We start from the raw sequence: 19,237 nt of genomic DNA on the forward strand, positions 1-19,237 counted from the left end.
AACGTGACTTTCGCGTCTCGAATTGTTATGGTTTATTTCGCATCGCAACAAACCGGACACAGTGCCCCGCGGGCGCCGAGACCCATGTCTGGGCCACGCCATGTTTGGCCGGGCCCGTCTCTTGCTGTGCCCTGCCTTGCTGCGCCGCCTGCAAGGTCCTTCGTCCCGACCGTCGATGCCGGTCACCCCGATTTAACCGTTCACCCTGGCATACATGTCACAGATCGCCACGCCACGCTTGTCCGTAATTTTCACCGTGCCTGCCTCGGGTCAGGCCCGTCGCCGCAGCGTGGGCGTACGGATCGCGGCATGGCTGGGCGGCGGCGTCCTGGCCCTATGCGCCATGACGGCGCAGGCGTTCGACTTCGATACCGTCGCGGCGCGCGCCAAGCAACTTGCCTCATCGCCGTACAAAGCCCCGCCGCAGAACCTGCCGCGCGAACTGCGCGAACTCACGTACGAGCGCTACCGCGAAATCGAATACAAGCCCGAGCGTTTCGCCTGGCGCGGCACGCGCTCGCCGTTCGAGCTGTCGTTCTTCCATGAGGGCATGGTGTTTGACCAGCCGGTGCGCATCCATGAAGTGGTGGGCAACAGCGTGCGTGAGTTCCGCTTCGATCCCGCCGCGTTCAACTATGGTCCGCACAAGGTCGACGCCGCCAAGCTCAAGGGGCTGGGCTTCGCCGGCTTCCGTATCCTGTATCCGCTGAACCAGGGCAAGCGCAAGGACGAACTGGCGTCGTTCCTCGGCGCCAGTTATTTCCGTGCGCTCGGCAAGGACCAGTGGTACGGCTTGTCGGCGCGTGGCCTGGCGGTGGATACCGCGCTCAATTCGGGCGAGGAATTCCCGCGCTTCGTTGAATACTGGATCGAACGGCCGGGCCCCAACGCCAAGGAAATCACCATCTACGCGCTGATGGATTCGCGCCGCATGAGCGGCGCCTACCGTTTCACCATCAAGCCGGGCGCGGAGACCGCGATGGAGGTCAAGTCGCGCCTGTTCCTGCGCGAGAACGTGACCAAGCTGGGCCTGGCACCGCTGACCAGCATGTATCTGTTCGGAGAAAACCAGCCGGCGCCGGCGCAGGATTTCCGTCCCGAGGTGCATGACTCGGACGGCCTGTCGATCCACCTGGGTACTGGCGAATGGGTCTGGCGCCCGCTGGTCAATCCCAAGCGCCTGCTGGTGACGTCCTTCTCCGCCACCAATCCGCAGGGCTTTGGACTGATGCAGCGCGACCGCAGCTTCAACAGCTACCAGGAACTGGGTGCATGGTATGAACGCCGCCCCAGCGGGTGGGTGCAGCCGCGCGGCAACTGGGGCTCGGGCCGGGTCGAGCTGGTGCAGATCCCGACGCCGGACGAGACCAACGACAACATTGTCGCGTACTGGGTGCCGGACAACCCGCCCAAGCCCAGGCAGCCCTTCGATTATGAGTACCGGTTGCTGTGGCAGAAGGACGGCGAACAACTGCCGCCGCTGTCGTGGGTGAGCCAGACCCGACTGGGCCAGGGCCAGTCAGCCAGCAAGGAGGACACGAGCTTTTCGCTGGTGGTGGACTTTGAAGGCCCGGGCTTCCGCAAGCTGCCCGCGGACGTTCGCATCGACCCGGTGGTTTCGGCCGATGCCAACGGTGAACTGCTCAAGACGTCGGTACAGCGCAATGAAGCGACCGGCGGCTGGCGCATGACCATGTTGATGCGCCGCAAGGATGAAACCAAGCCGGTAGAGTTGCGCGGCTATCTTCGCAACGGCAATACAACCCTATCCGAGACGTGGAGCTACATCTTACCCCCAGGCTAAAGCAGCGACCGGCCCAGGCAGCGGCATGCGAGCGCTATGTCGACCGCCTGCCCGTATCGCCTGAAATCCGCAACGAACTGCTGGCCGATGTGCCCGGTGCGGCCGTAGTGCCGGTGGCATCGCTGGCGCCGGTGAGTCCGGTCGTGCCGGTCGGCAGCGACGGCCGCGACGCGCAGGAAGCGATCTCGCGCCTGCAGTCGCGCCTTGCCGCCAAGGACGCGCCCGCCGCGCAGGGCGGCGGCGCCTACGCTTCGGTCGGCCGCCGTTTCACCATCGCTTACGGCAACCCGCAGGTTGGCGGCGAGCCGCTGCTGCAGCGGCGCGAAGATGGCACCGTCAAGGTCGATACCGGCCCGGAGCCCGAGCGCAGCTCGATGGTGCCGCGCCAGTGGCCGCCGCATATCGTCACCGGCTGGCTGCGCAATACCTGGCGCCGCATGCTGGGCCGCCCCCCCGTGCCCGAAACCTGGGACACGCTGCACGACGGCCCCGATGCCGAAGGCAAGTGGCACCCGGCCGGTTCGCATCGCCGCTGGTTCCTGCTGGCGCTGGTCGTGATCCAGACCGTGCTGGCCACCTACTTCATGACCAGCGTGCTGCCGTACCACGGCGCCGATCCGGTCGAGATCGCTATCCTGGGCCTGTTCGCCATCCTGTTCTCGTGGGTGTCGGCGGGCTTCTGGACCGCGATGATGGGTTTCCTGGTGCTGGCCAAGGGCGGCGACCGCCATCTGGTCTCGCGTTCCGCAGCGCCTGACGGGCCGCTCGCGCCCGAGGCGCGCACCGCGATCATCATGCCGATCTGCAATGAGGACGTGACGCGGGTGTTCGCGGGGCTGCGCGCGACCTATGAATCGATGGCACGCACCAGCCACCTGTCCAATTTCGACTTCATCGTGCTGTCCGACAGCGGCAACCCGGACCTGCGCACCGCCGAGCACGATGCGTGGATGGAACTGTGCCGCGCGGTCGGCGGCTTCGGCCGCATCTTCTATCGCTGGCGCCGCCACCGCGTGAAGCGCAAGACCGGCAACGTCGCCGACTTCTGCCGCCGCTGGGGCAGCAAGTACCGCTACATGGTGGTGCTCGATGCCGACAGCGTGATGAGCGGCGACTGCCTGGCCACGCTGGTGCGGCTGATGGAAGCCAACCCCGGTGCCGGCATCATCCAGACCGCGCCGCTGGCAGTGGGCCGCGAGACGCTCTATGCGCGCGTGCAGCAGTTCGCCACGCGCGTGTACGGGCCGCTGTTCACCGCGGGCCTGCACTACTGGCAGTTGGGCGAATCGCACTACTGGGGCCACAACGCCATCATCCGGGTCAAGCCGTTCATCGAGCATTGCGCGCTGGCGCCGCTGCCGGGCCGCGGCCCGCTGTCCGGCGAAATCCTGTCGCACGACTTCGTCGAAGCCGCGCTGATGCGCCGTGCCGGCTGGGGCGTGTGGATCGCCTACGACCTCGAAGGCTCGTACGAAGAACTGCCGCCCAACCTGCTCGACGAAGTCAAGCGCGACCGCCGCTGGTGCCAGGGCAACCTGATGAATTTCCGGCTGTGGCTCAAGCAGGGCTTCCACGTGGTGCACCGCGCGGTGTTCCTGACCGGCATCATGGCCTACCTGTCGGCGCCGCTGTGGCTGTTGTTCCTGCTGCTGTCCACCGCGATGCTGGCCAAGCATGCACTGGTGCCGCCGGAGTACTTCACGCAGCAGTACCAGCTGTTCCCGACCTGGCCCGAGTGGCATCCGGAGAAGGCGCTGGCGCTGTTCTCGGCGACCGCCACGCTGCTGTTCCTGCCCAAGCTCGCCAGCGTGGTGCTGCTGATGAAGCAGGCGCGGCGCTACGGCGGCGCGGTGCAGCTCTTTGCCAGCATGCTGGTCGAGGTACTGCTGTCGGCGCTGCTGGCGCCGACGCGGATGCTGTTCCATACCAAGTTCGTGATCGCCGCCTATAGCGGCTGGGGTATCTCGTGGAAATCGCCGCCGCGCGAAGACGCCGAGACCACCTGGGGCGAGGCGTTCCGCCGCCACGGCTGGCATACCGCGCTGGGACTGGCGTGGGGCGGGCTGGTCTACTGGCTGAACCCGTCGTACGTGCTGTGGCTGTTGCCGATCGTCGGATCGCTGGCATTGTCGATCCCGTTGTCGGTGATGTTGTCGCGGGTGTCGCTGGGCCGCGCCTCCCGCAATGCGGGCCTGTTCATGATCCCGGAAGAAACGCTGGTGCCGCGCGAGATCGTCGAAACGCAGCAGCATGTCGAGAACGCCGCCGACACGCCTGACTTTGTCGATGCGGTGGTGGACCCGGTCACCAATGCGCTCATGTGCGCGACCGCGTCGGCGCGGCTGGTACAGCCGGAATCGGCAAGGCAGCGCCACCAGACGCTGGTCGAACACGCGCTGACCCACGGCCCGCGCGCGCTGACACCGGCGCAGAAACACTTGCTGCTGGGCAACCCGTTCGCGCTGGCCCGGCTGCATGAGCTGGTGTGGGGTTCGCCGCTGGCAGATGCCGGCTGGAAGGATACGCGCATGCTGGTGCGCAGGGCGGCCAATGTGCTGCCATTGCGGCCGCGCGCGGCGTGATGCCGATCGCCTGCTGAACAAAATCGGCCCGCTGCATGCGGGCCGATTTTCTTTGCGGACAGGGTGCCGGCCTCTGCCAACATCAGCCGGCACCGCCGAAGTGCCAGTTGCAATCGATTTTTGTTTCCCGGATGGTTGTTGCTTGCTTCAGCGCAGCGCCGACGTGCAGATCGGCGCGTTGATGTAGACATCGCCGATACGGCGCTCGCCGCGGTCCTTGCGCGTCATGTAGCGGAACATCAGGCTGACGCCGAGCTTGGTCAGGATTTCCACGTCGCGGTTGGCGCAGATATTGCGCTGCAACGGCGCGGCATAATTCACCTCGAAGCTGGCGAGGTCCAGCATCGGCCCGCGGTAGTTGGTCAGTTCCAGCTGGAACAGCACGTGCTTGCCCGGCACTGACTGGCAGCGTCGCAGCCGCGTCTCGCCGTCGATCTCGATCGGCAGGGCATCGTTGAGCTGGCGGCAGGCGCGCGCCAGCACGCTGTCGGGACGGGTGGTGTTGCGCAACAATTCGGGCACGCCGGCGGCGCCGGTATTCTGGCCCGTGGCCGCCCCCTTGAGCATGCGCGACAGGGCTTCGGCTTCGTCGATCACGGGTGCTGGCGCCGAAGCCGCGGTGGCATTGCGCGCCGGCATCGGTGTCGGTGCCGCATGCAGCTGCAGCGGCCACAGCAGCGCTGCCACCCATGCAAGGGTGGCCAGGCCAGGCGAAGCGGAATGCAGCGTATGTCGTGTTCTCATGCAGGCTAACGTTGCCGTGAGCGGTACTGTAGTCCGACTCTGCGAGGCCGGCGGCGCATGTCACGCGAGACTTACGCCGTCAGGCTGGCATTGTACCCTTCACCTTGCCACGCGTGAAAGGCGCGCCACACTTGTCATCCTGGCCAGCGTCAGCACAACGCATGTCAAGCCATTTGGGGCAACGGCTCGCTTGATTCCACTATCTGGCAAGTTTGCCAATCCTGCCAGCTTCGTTGAACCCGACCGCAACTGGGCAATATTCCTGAACGAGTGTTTCAAACCTGTGCAACCCACCGCGGCATCGCTTTCGTTATGCTGTGCAACAATTGCGCCTTCCCAACGGCTTGCGAAGGCGCTCCCGGCATTGCCCCCGGCGGCCAGCGCCGCGCAACCCTGTTTTTCGGATCTGTTACATGTCCCGTTCCCCAAGCGCCGTGTCGACCGCGCGCTTTCCTGCCTGGCTCCTGATCTGCGGCTCGCTGATGGCGATCGCGCCGCTGTCGATCGACATGTACCTGCCGAGCTTTCCGGCGCTTGCGGGCGACCTTGGCGTCGATATCGGCCAGGTGCAGCTGACCCTCGGCACCTTCCTGGTCGGCCTTGCGCTGGGGCAGGCCTTCTACGGGCCGTTCAGCGACCGTTTCGGGCGCAAGCCGCCGCTGTATGTGGGGCTGGGACTCTATGTGGCTGCCGCGGTCGGATGCGCACTGGCGCGCAGCGCCGAATCGTTGATGCTGTGGCGCTTCCTGCAGGCGCTGGGCGGTTGCGCCGGCATGGTGATGGCGCGCGCCGTGATCCGCGACCGGCTTGAGGCGCATGAATCGGCGCGCGCGTTCTCGTCGCTGATGCTGGTGATGGGGCTGGCGCCGATCCTGGCGCCGATCATCGGCGGCGCAATCCTGACGGCGGCTGGCTGGCGCACGATCTTCTGGGTGCTGGCGGCGGCCGGCCTGGCCATCCTGCTGCTGGTGCACTGGCGCATGGAGGAATCGCTGGACCGCCGCCAGGCGGCGCCGCTGCGGCTGGGCACCGTAGCCAGGAGCTATGGCGAACTGCTGCGCGACCGTGAATTCGTCGGCTACTCGCTGTCGGCCGGCTTTGGTTCGGCGGGGATGTTCGCGTATATCTCGGGCTCGCCGTTCGTGCTGATCGAGTTGCACGGCATTGCGCCGTCGCACTATGGCTTTGTGTTTGGCGCCAACGCGCTGGGCCTGATCGCGATGTCGCAGCTTAACGGCAGGCTGGTGCGCGGCCGCACGCTCGACCACGTGCTGGGACGGGCGCTGCTGGCGCCCTGTGCGGCCGGCGTAGTGCTGGCCATGGCCGCATTGGCCGGGCTGGCGACGCTGCCGGTGCTGCTGGCGTCGTTCTTCGTCTTTATCGGTGCGCTGGGTTGCGTCACGCCCAATGCTTCCGCGCTGGCGCTGGCGCACCAGGGGCATCGCGCCGGCACGGCGTCGGCGCTGATGGGTACGCTGCAGTTTTCGCTGGGCACGCTGGGCGGCGCCGCCGTCAGCGTGTGGCGCGACGGCACCGCGCTGCCGCTGGCCGTGGTGATGGCGCTATGCGGCGCGGGCGCGGTGCTGATGCGTTACTACGGCCGCTCCGGCGCTGGCCGGGCGGCTGCCTGAGGCATGCAGGCGCCGTGGGCTCAGGCAGCGGCCTGCTGCAGGGCGGCGGCCTGCTGTACGACCACCATGTGGGCCGGCATTGGCGCGGCATAGCCGGCCTGGCCAAAGCACTCGCGGATGATGCGGTTGGAGTCGAAGTAGACCTGCCAGTAGTGGTCGTTGTGGCAATACGGGCGTACCGCCAGCACCGGCCCGACCAGCGTGAACTCCAGGATCTCGACGTCGACCGCGGGTTCGGCCAGCACGTTCGGGATCTGCGCGATGCGCGACTTGAGCAGCGCCACCGCATCGGCCGCGTCGGTGCTGCCCGCCAGCTGGGCCTTCAGTTCCACGCGCCGGTACGGGTTGGCGGTGAAGTTCTGGATCGTGTCGCTGAATATCTTGTTGTTGCCGATCACGGTCTGCACGTTGTCCGGCGTATCGAGCGAGGTGGCGAACAGCCCGATCTCGCGCACCGTGCCGGTGACCCCGCCGATGGTGACGAAGTCGCCCACCTTGAACGGCCGCAGCACCACCAGGAAGGCGCCGGCCGCGAAATTCGACATCAGCCCCGACCATGCCATGCCAATGGCCACGCCGGCGGCTGCAATCAGTGCGGCGAAGGTGGTGGTCTGGATGCCGAAGTAGCCGAGGATGCCGATCACCAGCACCACGTTCAGCGTGACCGTGACGATCGAACCCACATAACGCAGCAGCGTCGGGTCGACCTTCTGCTTGCCGAGCGCGTTCTGCACCATCCGTACGACAAAATGGATCAGCCATCGGCCGATGACCCAGAATGCTAGCGCTGCCAGGATCTTGACCCCGAACTGCGTGGCATAGGCGACAACCAGGGTCTTGAGGTTGTCGAAAGTAGTGGCATCCATCGGCGTGTCCTCTCGGTTTGGGTAAGTGCCGCCCGGCGGCCGGCGGCGACATCCCAACCGACCCCGCCGGCAACTGGGTGCAAGCCCTGCGCGCTGACGCGGCGCAATACGTGGGCACGGCAATTATTGGAATGCCGTGCCTGGAAGCGCAAGCAAATAATTGTCAAGACAAGCTGGCCGGCAGGCCAGCTTGTCCAGGCGCCGGGGGGCGGCGCTTCCGCCTTACCAGTTGGTTTCGCGCTCCGGCGTGGCGGAAATGCGGTGCAGCGTCAGGTCCGCGCCGTTGAATTCGCCTTCGGCATCGAGCCGGATGCCGACCAGCTTCTTGAGCGCGCCGTAGACCAGGGTGCCGCCCACCAGTGCCACCACGATGCCCAGCACCGTGCCGATCAGCTGCGCGCCGAGCGACACGCCGCCCAGCCCGCCCAGCGCCTTAGTTCCGAAAATGCCCGCGGCAATGCCACCCCAGGCGCCGCAGAGCCCGTGCAGCGGCCAGACGCCGAGCACATCGTCGATATGCCATTTGTTCTGCGCCAGCGTAAACATGTAGACGAAGAGGGCGCCCGCGATCCCGCCGGTGATCAGCGCGCCCAGCGGATGCATCAGGTCCGAGCCGGCGCATACCGCCACCAGCCCGGCCAGCGGGCCGTTGTACGCAAAGCCCGGATCATTGCGCCCGGCGGCCCAGGCCGCCAGCGTGCCGCCGGCCATCGCCATCAGCGAATTGATCGCGACCAGGCCGCTGATTTTGTCGACGGTCTGCGCGCTCATCACGTTGAAACCGAACCAGCCCACCGCCAGGATCCATGCGCCCAGCGCCAGGAAAGGGATATTGGAAGGCGGATGCGCGCTGATGCGCCCGTCCTTCTGGTAGCGCCCGCGCCGCGCGCCGAGCAGCAGCACCGCCGGCAGCGCGATCCAGCCGCCCAGCGCGTGCACGACTACCGACCCGGCAAAGTCATGGAATGGCGCGCCGGCAATTTGCGTGATCCAGTCCTGGACGCCGTAGCGCTGGTTCCACGCAATGCCTTCGAAGAAGGGATAGACAAAACCGACCAGTACGAACGTCGCCACCAGTTGCGGATTGAAGCGCGAACGTTCGGCAATACCGCCCGAGATAATCGCCGGAATGGCGGCGGCAAAAGTGGCCAGGAAAAAGAACTTGACCAGGTCGTAACCGCTTTTTTGCGCCAGCGTTTCCGCCCCGGACATGAATTGCACGCCGTAGGCAATGGTGTAGCCGATAAAGAAATAGGCAATTGTGGAAACTGCGAAATCCACCAGGATCTTTACCAATGCATTGACCTGGTTTTTCTTGCGCACCGTGCCCAGTTCGAGGAAAGCAAAGCCGGCGTGCATGGCCAGCACCATGATGGCGCCAAGCAGGATAAACATGGCGTCGGTGCCGGTCTTCCAGTTGTCCATAGTGACCTCATGCTCAAAATGGGCGCATGGGTATGCAAAAAGCATTCCAGTGCTGGCTGCATCCTGGTGCCGGCTGCACCGGAGTGGGCAGAAACCGCACCGGAATGCCGCGTGCGGGGAATCGGGCGCGGACGACCTTGGGCGAGAGGGGTGGCAGCCGTGCCGCCAATGCGCCAGAATGGCGCGTCGCAGGCGTCCGCGGCTGATCCGTTGTGGTGCGACGCCCCAATTTCGGGCATTTGTCCCATCGGGACCCAAGCCGGCCGGTGAAACTGGCTCCTTGCGACACAACGCCGCAGCCCGGCGAATCTGGCCGGTGGCAAGCGCAAAAAGAGTGGGAAATTGCCCGCTAACCGGCCTCAAGCAAGGATTTGCGGGTTTTTTCGTTGCATTGGTGCCACTGGGGATTGCTCAACGCACAAGGGGCAGATTAGACTGCGCCGATCGATGTTTTGGCGCCAGGCCGGCACATCGGTGACGACGACCAACAAGGGAAATCAGCCATGAATAAAGGTGAACTGGTATCGGCCATCGCCACGGAAGCAGAACTGAGCAATGCGGCCGCTGAGCGCGCACTCAATGCAGCGTTGGACAGTATCAAGAAGGCAGTGGCAAAGGGTGATTCGGTCACGCTGGTAGGTTTTGGAAGCTTCAGTGCCGGCAAGCGCGCCGCCCGCACCGGCCGCAATCCGCGCACCGGCGAAACCATCAAGATCCCGGCCGCAAAGACGGTCAAGTTTTCCGCCGGACAGGGTTTCAAGGACGCGGTGAACAAGAAGAAGTAAGCAGTTTGCGTCCACAGCGTGAGAAGGCGGCCAGGCAGGCCGCTTTTTTGTTTGTGTGCCGTTTGCGTGCCGTGCCGCGACGACTGCCAACGGCGGGCCCGATCCGGGTTAAACTGCCGGCGCCCGGAGCCGCCAGCCGGCCCGGGCGACCGCCCCCGCAATCCAGACCTCACGCATCATGAACGACCAGTCCCACCAGCTTTCCATGACCGTGCTGATGACGCCGGACATGGCCAACTTCTCCGGCAACGTCCACGGCGGCACCATCCTGAAGTACCTGGACATGGTCGCCTATGCCTGCGCCAGCCGCTATGCCGGCCGCTACGTGGTGACACTGTCGGTGGACCAGGTGGTATTCCGCCAGCCGATCCACGTGGGCGAGCTGGTGACCTTCCTGGCGTCGGTCAACTTTACCGGCCGCAGTTCGATGGAGATCGGCATCAAGGTCGTGACCGAGAATATCCGCAGCAAGCTGGTGCGCCACACCAACAGCTGCTACTTCACCATGGTGGCGGTCGACGACAACGGCAGCCCGGCCGAAGTGCCGCCGCTGGAGCCGCGCGATGAAGTCGAGCGCCAGCGTTTTGCCGCCGCCCAGCAGCGCCGGGCGCTGCGCCAGGAAATGGAAAAGCGCCACGGCGACATCAAGTCGTCGGTGACCTGACACGTTGCCACCCGCCATGATGAAACGATCCTGCACGATCCTGGCCCTGGCCGCCTGCGCGGCGGCCACGGGCGGCGCGCATGCCGAGGAGATCGGCAGCGTCAGCACCAATTTCCGCATGACCGGCTCCGACAAGGTCGTCATCGAAGCCTATGACGACCCGCAGGTGGACGGCATTACCTGCTATGTGTCGCGTGCCCGCACCGGCGGCATCAAGGGCCAGCTGGGCATGGCGGAAGACCCGCCGGAAGCCTCGATCGCGTGCCGGCAGGTGGGAACCATTGCCTTCAAGGGGCCGCTGAAGCAGCAGGACCACGTTTTTTCCGAGCGCATGTCGGTGCTGTTCAAGACCCTGCACGTGGTGCGCGCGGTCGACCGCAAGCGCAATACGCTGGTCTACCTGACGTATTCGGACCGTATCGTCAGCGGCAGCCCGCAGAACAGCGTGACCGCCGTGCCGGTCCCGGCCGGCACGACGATCCCCGTCAAGTAAGCGCCGGCGCGCTCAGGGCGCCAGTGCCGCGGCTTCTGCCTGGCAATCGCCCGCGGGGCGGGCGCCGGCGGCACGTGCGGCGGCCACTTCGCGGCGGGCCTGTTCGAGGTCGGCGCGGAAGGTCGGGTCGGCATGCAGGCGCGCCACCGTTGCGGCGGCCATCATGCGGCCTTCGTTGACATCGCTCTGCCAGTGCACGTTGCACACCACCCGGCTCTGGCCGAAGGCGCGCCCGCGCGCCAGGATGGCGTCCGCGCGGGCCGGTTCCACCTCGGCCAGGATCAGCGCCCAGGCCCAGCCGATGGCGCTGTGTCCCGACGGGTAGGATCCGTCCTTCTCCAGCTTGGCGGCTTCGTCTGGCGTGCACATCCCGGTCTTGTTGGCGACGAATGGCCGCGTGCGCTTGTAGCGGTCCTTGGCGCCATAGGTGGACAGGCCGGCATCGACCAGGCTGCGGCGCAGCAGGATATTCAGGTAAGGCGTGTCCCTGGCACTGACCGGCACCCCCAACGCGCATGAAAAGGTGCTGGCTGCCTGCGGAAAGTTCAGCACGGCGTCGGTGCTGGCAACCTGCCAGCGCGGCGAGCCGCGCAGCGTGCCCGCCTGGCGCGCCGCATCGTCATCCAGCGCCTGCGCGGGCGAGCCCTGTGCCGGCGGGGCGGGCAGCAGCTTCAGGCTGTCCGGGCGCGCATCGGCGGCCAGATAGCCGGCGGGCACACCCGGGCGGAATTCCGGCACCGCGGACAGGTTAGTGCCGCCGGCCGCGCAGCCGGCCAGCAGCGCGGCTGCCGCCACGGTGGCGCCAAGGCGCAAGGGATTGGACAGGTTTCGATCCCGCTTTGCTTGGTCCGTCAATTTTTTTTATTCCTTGTCGTGATGGTTTGCCGCCGGCCGGTCAGGCTGCCGGGTCGAACAGCTTGCGCAGGTTCGACTTGAGTATCTTGCCATTGGCATTGCGCGGCAGCATCTCCTGGTACAGCAGGATGCGCACCGGCACCTTGAACGCCGCCAGCCGCTCGCGCACGAAGTCCTGCAATCCCGCCTCGGTTGCCTGCATGCCTGGCTTCAGGCTGACCACGGCGGCCGGTTCTTCGCCCAGCGTCTTGTGCGCGATGCCTACCACCGCTGCGTCCATCACCGCCGGGTGTTCGTACAGTGTGCTTTCCACCTCGATGCAGTAGATGTTCTCGCCGCCGCGGATCAGCATGTCCTTCATGCGGTCGACGATATATACATAGCCTTCCTCGTCCATCCGCGCGATGTCGCCGGTGCGCAGCCAGCCGTCGACAAAGGTCTGCGCGGTGGCTTCGGGCTTGTTCCAGTAGCCGCGCACGACGTTGGCGCCGCGTACCAGCAGTTCGCCGGTCTCGCCCGGCGGCAGTGCGTGGCCGCGTCCGTCGACCACCTTCATCTCGCCGATCGGCAGCGCCGGGCCGCTGCTGTCGGGGCGCAGCACGTATTCTTCGGCGCTGTGGCTGGTGAAGGTCGACGAGGTTTCGGTCATGCCCCAGCCGATGCCAGGCGCGGCCATCGGGAACACGTCGCCGATGCGCCGCACCAGTTCCGGCGACGCCGGCGCGCCGCCGTAGTTGACGTTCTCCAGCGAAGACAGGTCGAAGCGCGCGCGCTCCGGATGCTCCAGGATCTGCCAGGCGATGGTGGGCACGCCGCCGGCGGCGGTGCAGCGCTCGCGCTCGATCAGCGCCATGCCGCGCAGCGCGTCCCAGCGGTGCATCAGCACGATCTTGCCGCCGGTGGCGAGCGCGCCGTTGAGCACCGCCATGCAGCCGGTGACATGGAAGAACGGCACCGCCAGCAGCATGCCTTTCTGCGGCGCCGTGGGATCGGGAGCCGGAATCGGCTCGCCGCGGCGCAGCAGGTTGCGCAGCGGACTGAAGCTGCCCGCTGCCGCGACGGTCGCGGAGTTGCGATGCGTGCCCAGCGCGCCCTTGGGTTTGCCGGTGGTGCCCGAGGTATAGAAGATGGTGGCATCGTCCTCGGGATCGATCTCGATCTGCGGGGGCGACTGCTGCGGCAGCGCGGCCCAGTCTGAGCTGGTGCCGATCACGCTTTCGAGTGCGGCGACGCGGGCATCGCCCGTGGCCGCGCCGGTGCGCGAAACATAGACACGTTCCAGCGCCGGGCAGCCGGGCAGGTGCTCGAGGATGCGGTCGAGCCGTTCGGCATCGACGATGGCCACGCGGCTGCCGGAATCGGCCAGGCCATATTCCAGCTCGGCGCCGGTCCACCAGGCATTCAGCGGCGTCACGATCGCGCCGGCGAGCAGGGCGCCGTAGAACGCCACCGGCCATTCCGGCAGGTTACGCATCGCCAGCGCCACGCGGTCGCCCTTGCGCACGCCGTCGCGCACCAGCGCGTGTGCCAGCGCGATGGCCGCGCGCCGGAAGGCATCGTAGGAAACGCGCTCGTCCTCGTAGACCACGAAGGTGCGGTCGCCGAAGGCACTGGTCGCGTGGAACAGGTCGCACAGCGTGGGGGGTGCGTGTTTCCAGACTGTGGTGGGGATGCCGCGGATCAGGCGCGACTCGGTCTCGAAGGGCGAGCCGGGCGCGGTCAGCCGGGCATGGGCCTCGGCCAGGGACATGACCGGCCAGTTGCCGGCCGTTTGCGGATTGCTTGACATGACTGCCTCCCGTAACTGCGCTGCAGGTTGAGGGCAATGCAAAGAAAGCGGCATGCGCCGGACATGCCGGCGCACGCGCGACGCTTGCGTCAGAAGCTCAGGTACAACTAAGGTGCGGCCGGGATGCGGCTCAGATCGTCACGCCGCCGTCGACCACCAGTGCCTGGCCGGTCATGAAGCTGCTTGCCGCCGAAGCGAGGTATACGGCCGCGCCGGCGATCTCGACGGGCTCGCCGATGCGGCGCAGCGGCGCGCCATGCGTGGACTGCTTGTAGCGCTCCGGGTCTTCCCACAGCGCGCGCGCAAAGTCAGTCTTGATCAGGCCCGGCGCGATGCAGTTGACGCGCACGTTGTGCGGCCCGAATTCCACCGCAAGATTGCGCGCCAGCTGGAAATCCGCAGCCTTGGATATGTTGTACACGCCGATGGTCGGCGAGCCGCGCAGGCCGCCGATCGACGACACGATGATGATCGAGCCGTCCTTGCGGTCGATCATCTGCGGCGCCACCATCTGGATCAGCCAGTGGTTGGAAATGACGTTGTTGTCCAGCACCTTGCGGAACTGGTCGTCCGAGACGCCGCCCATCGGCCCGTAGTACGGGTTGGACGCGGCATTGCAGACCAGCACGTCGATCCGGCCGAAGGTGCGGTTGGTTTCGTCGACCAGCCGCTGCAGGTCTTCTTTCGACGAGATATTGGCCGGCACCGCGATGGCGGTGCCGTCGCCATGGCGTGCATTGATGGCGTCAACCACTTCCTGGCAGGCCTCGGCCTTGCGCGAAGAAATCACTACCTTGGCGCCCTGGACGGCCATCTGCTCGGCGATGGCGCGGCCGATGCCGCGCGATGAACCGGTGACGATGGCAACCTTGCCCGTCAGATCGAACAATGACATGGAGTCTCCTGTATCTGCGCCGGCGTCAGCGGCCGGCTTCATGCAGGCGGCGAGTCTGCCGCGCTGTTGTCCTGGCGATGCGGCGCAAACGCTGCATCGCCAGGACATTATGGTGTTGCCGCGCCGGCCGAGTCCACAGCGCCAAGGGCCGGATGGCTGCCATATCAGCATTCTTTCTGCGGGCAATGCGCGGCGTGCATGAAGGCTTCTGGTGCGGCGCCGCATGGGCAGCACCGGAAGGTGGCGCACAAGCCGCGCAATGCCTTCACGTGCGCGCATTGCGGGCAAGCAGCGGCGGCAGCGCCACCATCAGCCCGTGCCGCAGCGCATCGTCGAGCCGTATGCCGAAGCGCTCGTCCAAGACCCGCACCACGGCGTCGGGCGTTTCCAGGTGCTGGCGCCGTACGCTGCCATCGGGCGCGCGCTCGGCCAACTCGCTATCGGCCAGTGTCACGCGCGTGCCGCCGTCGGTGCGCGCGGCCATCAGCCGATGAAGGAACACGCTGTCCGGATGGGTCGAGACATACCAGTTGCGCGGCCCGAAATCGATCCATGGCTGCGGCGTCAGGTCGAAGCGGTAGACCTTGATCCAGCCGGCATCGCCGCGTGCTTCCAGGTCGAAGCTGTGGAACGCAGTGGCGGCCGCCTGCGGCGGAGCGCTGGCGAGCCGGTATGGGAAGTCATCGTCGGCAGGCACGGACAGCGCCATCGCGCGGAACGGCGTGGGCCCGCCGAAGCCAACGTCGGCAAGATAGCTGCGATGCGCCACTTCCACGCGCAGCAGCATGTGCGACGCCACCGTCTCGACCGCATCGGGCACACCCCAGCGCACGCGCGCGGCCAGCGGCGTTACGCTGAAGCCGAGCGCGCCCAGCGCCGCTGCCAGCAGCGTGTTGAGCTCGAAGCAGTAGCCGCCGCGCCCGCGCGTGACCAGCTTGTCAAACACGGCGTCGAGGTCGATGCTGACCGGCCGCCGCAGCAGCGGGTCGATGTTCTCGAACGGAATGCTGGCCAGTTGCGCGCCGAGCACGGCGTCGAGTGCTTCGAGCGTGGGCGAGGGCGGGGCGGCGATGCCCAGCCGCGCGCAGTAGGCGTCCAGTTGGGCAGCATCGAGTGTGGTCATGGCAGGCAAGGCTCCACGGTGGTGGATTCAGTTAAGCGCTTCCAGCGCGGCCAGGTCGAGCAGCTCGATGCCGCCGTATTCCAGCCGCAGCAGGCCGCGCGCCTCGAGTTCGCGCAGGGCGTGGTTGACGGTCTGGCGCGACAGCCCCAGCATCTGCGCCAGCTGTTCCTGCGGTATGCGCACGCGCAGCACCGCATCGGCATGCGCCGGCAGGTTGCCATAGCCATGCGCGATCGCGGCCAGGCGCCGGGCAATACGTGCCGCCGGCGGCAGCAGCTGCGTTTCCTCGACATAGTCGAAGGCCTGGCGCGTCTTCGCCGCGAGCAGTTGTCCGAATGCCTGCCACCATGCCGGATGCTGCGCCAGGCGCCGCTCCAGCGGCGCGCGCGGCACGTGCCAGAGGGCCGCAGCGCTGACCGCGCGCGCGTCGTGTGTGCGCGGCAGCCCGTCGAACAGGCAGATCTCGCCGAACCAGGTGCCGGGTTCGAGCAGGCCCAGCAGCGCCGCCTTGCCCGATTCGCCGCTGGCGTGGATCTGCACGGTGCCGCTGGCCACGCAGTACAGGCCGTCGAAGCGGTCGCCTCGGGCAAACAAGGTCTCGCCAGGCACCAGCCGGCGCAGGCTGCCGTCGTCGAGCAGTGCCTGGCGCAACGCCGGCGGCAGCTGGCTGAACCATGCGCCGGCGCGCACCGCGGCGAGCGGGTCGTCACCCGGCGGTGCGGCGTCCGGCTGCGCGCTTGCGTGCGCGGGACTGGCCGGCAGCGGTGCGTGGCGGTGCGGCGGGGGCGCGGATCCCATGCCGGTCTCCTGTGGGGGCGGAAAGTCTGGCAAAGCCGTTGTGTCGGATGGACACACAGCGGCGCCTGCGCGCCAGGCGGATTGTCAAAAACCAGACAGACCCGCGGGTGCGCGCTCATTACTATAAGTCCACATCGCGACCTGAGCGCGGACAGCAGCAGGCGGCAGCTTCCGCGCACGCCTGCGCACAATGGAGACGCCCCGTGAAAACCCTGATCGAGCACCTGGCCAGCTACGCCGCCTACCACCGTGATCCGCGCAATATCCTCACGCATTTCATCGGCATCCCGATGATCGTGCTGGCGGTTACCACGCTGCTGGCGCGGCCGGCCATGCCTCTGGGCGACGGCTCCGCCCACCTGACCCCGGCGATGCTGCTGTATATCCTGTCGTGCCTGTTCTACCTGCGCCTGTCGCTTGGCTTCGGCGTGGCGATGGCGTCGATCCTGGCGCTTTTCCTCTATGCCGGGGCGCACATCGCCGCCATGCCCACCGCTGCGTGGCTGGCCATCGGCGTCGGCCTGTTCGTGGCGGGGTGGATTATCCAGTTCATCGGCCATTACTACGAAGGCCGCAAGCCGGCGTTCGTCGACGACCTGGTAGGGCTGTTGATCGGCCCGCTGTTCCTGGTCGCCGAGACTGCTTTTGCGCTGGGGCTGGCGCGCGACACGCGTGACGCGATGGCGGCACGCGCGCCCTGACAAGGCGTTTCCAAGCGGATCAGGGCAGGCCTGCCGGCAGCCGCAGCCGCGCCGAAAGCCCGCCCAGCGGGCTGGTTGCCAGCGCCAGGCTGCCATCGTACATCGCGGCGATCTCGGTGACGATCGCCAGGCCCAGCCCGCTGCCGGCGGCCGCCTCGTCCAGCCTGCCGAAGCGGGCGGTGGCCAGTTCGCGCGCCTCAGGCGGCATGCCCGGTCCATCGTCCTCGACCAGGATTTCCAGTTCGCCGCCGGCCTCGCGTAGCGTGGCGTGCACGCGCGTGCGCGCCCACTGGCAGGCGTTGTCCAGCAGGTTGCCCAGCATCTCGACCAGGTCCTGGCGATCGCCGGCAAAATGCCCGTTGCCTTCGACTTCCAGCGCCAGCGCGCGCCCGGCATGCAGCCGCGACAGCGCTCGCACCAGCTCGCGTATGGCGGGGCCGGCCTCGATGCGCATGCCGCGTGCGCCCGCCGCCCCCGCGGCGCGGGCCCGTGCCAGATGGCGGTCGACCTGGCGGCGCATCGCTTCCACCTGCGCAGCGACGGCCGAGGCGGCGCTGCCCGGCAGCGCTGCGGACTCATTGGCCAGTACCGCCAGCGGGGTCTTGACGGCATGTGCGAGGTCGGCCGCCTGGCGGCGTGAGCGCTCCAGCGCCTGCGCGTTGCGTGCCAGCAGCGCGTTGATCTCGCTGACCAGCGGTTCCACTTCCGTTGGCCAGTCGCCACCCAGGCGCGCTTCGCGGCGCGCCTGCATCGCTTCCAGCGCGCGCCGCAGCCGTGACAGCGGCGCCAGGCCGAATTTCACCTGTGCCGCCACGGCGAGCATCAGGCCCAGCCCCAGCGCCGTCAGTGACCACGCCAGCGTGCGGTTGAAGTTGCGGCGCGCGGCGCGCAGTTCAGTACGGTCCAGGGCTACCGCGATTTCCACCGGGGTATCCGCCGAGGCCAGCACCAGCTGCCGAGACACCACCAGCAGTGACTGATGGTTAGGCCCGAGACGCACTTGCGCCTGCGCGCCGGGTACGCGCCGCTCCACCGCGGTCGGCATCTCCGTGTCCCACAGCGAGCGCGAGCGCAGCAGCGCACCCGGCGCGCGCGCTTGCCAATAGGCGCCGGAGTAAGGAAGTTCATAGCGGGGATCGGCCGGGGTGCGCGTCAGTACCAGCTTGCCGTCGGCGCTCCAGTCCAGCGCCGCGGCCAGGCTGGCCAGCTGGTGGTCGAGCTGCCGCACATAGGTATCGTTGACGTGGCGCTCGAACAGGGTCGACAGCAGCCAGCCGCTGCCGCCAAGTGCCGCGGCCAGCCAGATTGCGGCCAGCGCCAGCAGGCGCAGCGCAAGCGAACGGCGCAGGCGGGCGGGCATTTATGCCAGGTTCGAAGGGGTGCCGGCACTGCCGGCATTGTCGGCGCCTGGCGGCGGCCGCAGCCGGTAACCCTGGCCGCGCACCGTCTCGATCACGTCCACGCCCAGCTTGCGGCGCAGCCGGCCGACGAAAACCTCGATGGTATTGCTGTCGCGGTCGAAGTCCTGGGCGTAGATGTGTTCGGTCAGCGCGGTCTTGCTGACGATCGCGCCTGGATGATGCATCAGGTAGTCCAGCACGCGGAATTCATGCGAGGTCAGCACGACGGTCGCGCCGTCGACGGTGACGGTGCCAGCGCGCGGGTTCATCCGCACCGGGCCGCATTGCAGCTCCGGCACGGCCATGCCGTGTGCGCGCCGGATCAGCGCGCGGATGCGTGCCAGCAGTTCTTCCATGCGGAACGGCTTGGCCAGGTAGTCGTCAGCGCCCGCGTCGATGCCTTCGACCTTTTCAGTCCAGCTGTCGCGCGCGGTCAGGATCAGTACCGGCACGTTCACCTGCCCGGCGCGCCAGCGGCGCAGCACGGATAGCCCGTCGAGCCGGGGCAGGCCCAGGTCCAGGACGACGGCGTCGTAGGGTTCCTGCTCGCCGAGGTGGCAGGCATCGATGCCGTCGGTGGCGATGTCGACCGCATAGCCCGCCTCGGCCAGGCTGGCGCGGACCTGCGCGGCCAGGGCAGCTTCGTCTTCAACCAGCAGGATGCGCATCAGTGTCTTCCGGT

The 19,237-nt window shown here is 67.2% G+C and carries 17 protein-coding genes; 7 read left to right on the forward strand and 10 right to left on the reverse strand.

The features are described from left to right. Positions 1-214: 214 nt before the first annotated feature. Together CTP10_RS22755 and mdoH are read left to right on the forward strand one after the other, a co-directional pair. On the forward strand, positions 215-1,804 hold the full coding sequence (locus tag CTP10_RS22755; RefSeq protein ID WP_116322168.1) for a glucan biosynthesis protein G: 1,590 nt from the start codon (positions 215-217) through the stop codon (positions 1,802-1,804). Next, positions 1,777-4,386, forward strand: coding sequence for a glucans biosynthesis glucosyltransferase MdoH (gene mdoH / locus CTP10_RS22760; RefSeq protein ID WP_116322167.1), 2,610 nt, complete (start codon positions 1,777-1,779; stop codon positions 4,384-4,386). The genes CTP10_RS22755 and mdoH overlap by 28 nt, the downstream gene beginning before the upstream one ends. A 147-nt stretch (positions 4,387-4,533) precedes the next feature. On the opposite strand, the gene CTP10_RS22765 is transcribed toward mdoH, so the two are convergent. Next, positions 4,534-5,025, reverse strand: coding sequence for a hypothetical protein (locus CTP10_RS22765; RefSeq protein ID WP_116322210.1), 492 nt, complete (start codon positions 5,023-5,025; stop codon positions 4,534-4,536). A gap of 518 nt (positions 5,026-5,543) precedes the next feature. On the opposite strand from CTP10_RS22765, the gene CTP10_RS22770 reads away from it, so the two are divergent. Further along, entirely contained in the window at positions 5,544-6,761 is a 1,218-nt protein-coding gene (locus tag CTP10_RS22770; protein WP_116322166.1) for a Bcr/CflA family multidrug efflux MFS transporter, read from the forward strand. Positions 6,762-6,781: 20 nt separating this feature from the next. Here the strand turns inward: CTP10_RS22770 and CTP10_RS22775 are convergent, their stop codons facing one another. Both CTP10_RS22775 and CTP10_RS22780 read right to left on the reverse strand, forming a co-directional pair. Beyond that, positions 6,782-7,627, reverse strand: a complete 846-nt coding sequence (locus CTP10_RS22775) for a mechanosensitive ion channel family protein (protein WP_116322165.1) — start codon at positions 7,625-7,627, stop codon at positions 6,782-6,784. 222 nt (positions 7,628-7,849) lie between these two features. Then, entirely contained in the window at positions 7,850-9,052 is a 1,203-nt protein-coding gene (locus CTP10_RS22780) for an ammonium transporter (RefSeq protein ID WP_116322164.1), read from the reverse strand. Between the two features lie 503 nt (positions 9,053-9,555). Here CTP10_RS22780 and CTP10_RS22785 point away from each other — a divergent pair. From CTP10_RS22785 to CTP10_RS22795, 3 genes are all read left to right on the forward strand, one after another. Then, the gene (locus tag CTP10_RS22785) at positions 9,556-9,837 is read left to right on the forward strand and encodes an HU family DNA-binding protein (RefSeq protein WP_029047409.1); all 282 of its coding nucleotides are present in this window, start codon (positions 9,556-9,558) and stop codon (positions 9,835-9,837) included. 178 nt (positions 9,838-10,015) lie between these two features. Then, the gene (locus CTP10_RS22790) at positions 10,016-10,501 is read left to right on the forward strand and encodes an acyl-CoA thioesterase (protein WP_116322163.1); all 486 of its coding nucleotides are present in this window, start codon (positions 10,016-10,018) and stop codon (positions 10,499-10,501) included. A gap of 16 nt (positions 10,502-10,517) precedes the next feature. Continuing rightward, on the forward strand, positions 10,518-10,994 hold the full coding sequence (locus CTP10_RS22795; RefSeq protein ID WP_376790672.1) for a CreA family protein: 477 nt from the start codon (positions 10,518-10,520) through the stop codon (positions 10,992-10,994). Between the two features lie 12 nt (positions 10,995-11,006). Here CTP10_RS22795 and CTP10_RS22800 read toward each other — a convergent pair whose 3' ends face one another. From CTP10_RS22800 to CTP10_RS22820, 5 genes are all read right to left on the reverse strand, one after another. Next, positions 11,007-11,849, reverse strand: a complete 843-nt coding sequence (locus CTP10_RS22800) for an acid phosphatase (RefSeq protein ID WP_233528306.1) — start codon at positions 11,847-11,849, stop codon at positions 11,007-11,009. Between the two features lie 40 nt (positions 11,850-11,889). Continuing rightward, positions 11,890-13,638, reverse strand: a complete 1,749-nt coding sequence (locus tag CTP10_RS22805; RefSeq protein WP_116322162.1) for a class I adenylate-forming enzyme family protein — start codon at positions 13,636-13,638, stop codon at positions 11,890-11,892. 130 nt (positions 13,639-13,768) lie between these two features. Further along, entirely contained in the window at positions 13,769-14,533 is a 765-nt protein-coding gene (locus tag CTP10_RS22810) for an SDR family oxidoreductase (protein ID WP_116322161.1), read from the reverse strand. Positions 14,534-14,798: 265 nt separating this feature from the next. After that, complete coding sequence (locus CTP10_RS22815) at positions 14,799-15,656, reverse strand: arylamine N-acetyltransferase family protein (RefSeq protein ID WP_116322160.1); 858 nt, start codon at positions 15,654-15,656, stop codon at positions 14,799-14,801. Positions 15,657-15,683: 27 nt separating this feature from the next. Continuing rightward, the gene (locus CTP10_RS22820) at positions 15,684-16,454 is read right to left on the reverse strand and encodes a Crp/Fnr family transcriptional regulator (RefSeq protein ID WP_233528305.1); all 771 of its coding nucleotides are present in this window, start codon (positions 16,452-16,454) and stop codon (positions 15,684-15,686) included. A 203-nt stretch (positions 16,455-16,657) separates the two neighbouring features. On the opposite strand from CTP10_RS22820, the gene CTP10_RS22825 reads away from it, so the two are divergent. Further along, a complete protein-coding gene (locus tag CTP10_RS22825; protein WP_116322159.1) occupies positions 16,658-17,155 on the forward strand; it encodes an Mpo1 family 2-hydroxy fatty acid dioxygenase in 498 nt (165 codons plus the stop codon). A gap of 19 nt (positions 17,156-17,174) precedes the next feature. On the opposite strand, the gene CTP10_RS22830 is transcribed toward CTP10_RS22825, so the two are convergent. Further along, positions 17,175-18,515 carry a sensor histidine kinase gene (locus tag CTP10_RS22830; protein WP_116322158.1) on the reverse strand — a complete coding sequence of 447 codons (1,341 nt, stop codon included), beginning with the start codon at positions 18,513-18,515 and terminating at the stop codon, positions 17,175-17,177. Beyond that, a complete protein-coding gene (locus tag CTP10_RS22835; protein ID WP_116322157.1) occupies positions 18,516-19,223 on the reverse strand; it encodes a response regulator transcription factor in 708 nt (235 codons plus the stop codon). Between the last annotated feature and the right edge of the window lie 14 nt (positions 19,224-19,237).

Origin of the sequence: Cupriavidus sp. P-10, from assembly GCF_003402535.2 — a bacterium.
Taxonomy (GTDB): domain Bacteria; phylum Pseudomonadota; class Gammaproteobacteria; order Burkholderiales; family Burkholderiaceae; genus Cupriavidus.

Excerpts from the sequence above, each read along its gene's own strand:
- CTP10_RS22775 (WP_116322165.1), bottom strand. The coding sequence starts at position 7,627 with ATGGATGCCACTACTTTCGACAACCTCAAGACCCTGGTTGTCGCCTAT.
- CTP10_RS22790 (WP_116322163.1), top strand. The coding sequence starts at position 10,016 with ATGAACGACCAGTCCCACCAGCTTTCCATGACCGTGCTGATGACGCCG.
- CTP10_RS22810 (WP_116322161.1), bottom strand. The coding sequence starts at position 14,533 with ATGTCATTGTTCGATCTGACGGGCAAGGTTGCCATCGTCACCGGTTCA.
- CTP10_RS22755 (WP_116322168.1), top strand. The coding sequence starts at position 215 with ATGTCACAGATCGCCACGCCACGCTTGTCCGTAATTTTCACCGTGCCT.
- CTP10_RS22785 (WP_029047409.1), top strand. The coding sequence starts at position 9,556 with ATGAATAAAGGTGAACTGGTATCGGCCATCGCCACGGAAGCAGAACTG.
- CTP10_RS22830 (WP_116322158.1), bottom strand. The coding sequence starts at position 18,515 with ATGCCCGCCCGCCTGCGCCGTTCGCTTGCGCTGCGCCTGCTGGCGCTG.
- CTP10_RS22795 (WP_376790672.1), top strand. The coding sequence starts at position 10,518 with ATGATGAAACGATCCTGCACGATCCTGGCCCTGGCCGCCTGCGCGGCG.
- CTP10_RS22835 (WP_116322157.1), bottom strand. The coding sequence starts at position 19,223 with ATGCGCATCCTGCTGGTTGAAGACGAAGCTGCCCTGGCCGCGCAGGTC.
- CTP10_RS22770 (WP_116322166.1), top strand. The coding sequence starts at position 5,544 with ATGTCCCGTTCCCCAAGCGCCGTGTCGACCGCGCGCTTTCCTGCCTGG.
- CTP10_RS22805 (WP_116322162.1), bottom strand. The coding sequence starts at position 13,638 with ATGTCAAGCAATCCGCAAACGGCCGGCAACTGGCCGGTCATGTCCCTG.
- CTP10_RS22815 (WP_116322160.1), bottom strand. The coding sequence starts at position 15,656 with ATGACCACACTCGATGCTGCCCAACTGGACGCCTACTGCGCGCGGCTG.
- CTP10_RS22820 (WP_233528305.1), bottom strand. The coding sequence starts at position 16,454 with ATGGGATCCGCGCCCCCGCCGCACCGCCACGCACCGCTGCCGGCCAGT.
- CTP10_RS22765 (WP_116322210.1), bottom strand. The coding sequence starts at position 5,025 with ATGCCGGCGCGCAATGCCACCGCGGCTTCGGCGCCAGCACCCGTGATC.
- CTP10_RS22780 (WP_116322164.1), bottom strand. The coding sequence starts at position 9,052 with ATGGACAACTGGAAGACCGGCACCGACGCCATGTTTATCCTGCTTGGC.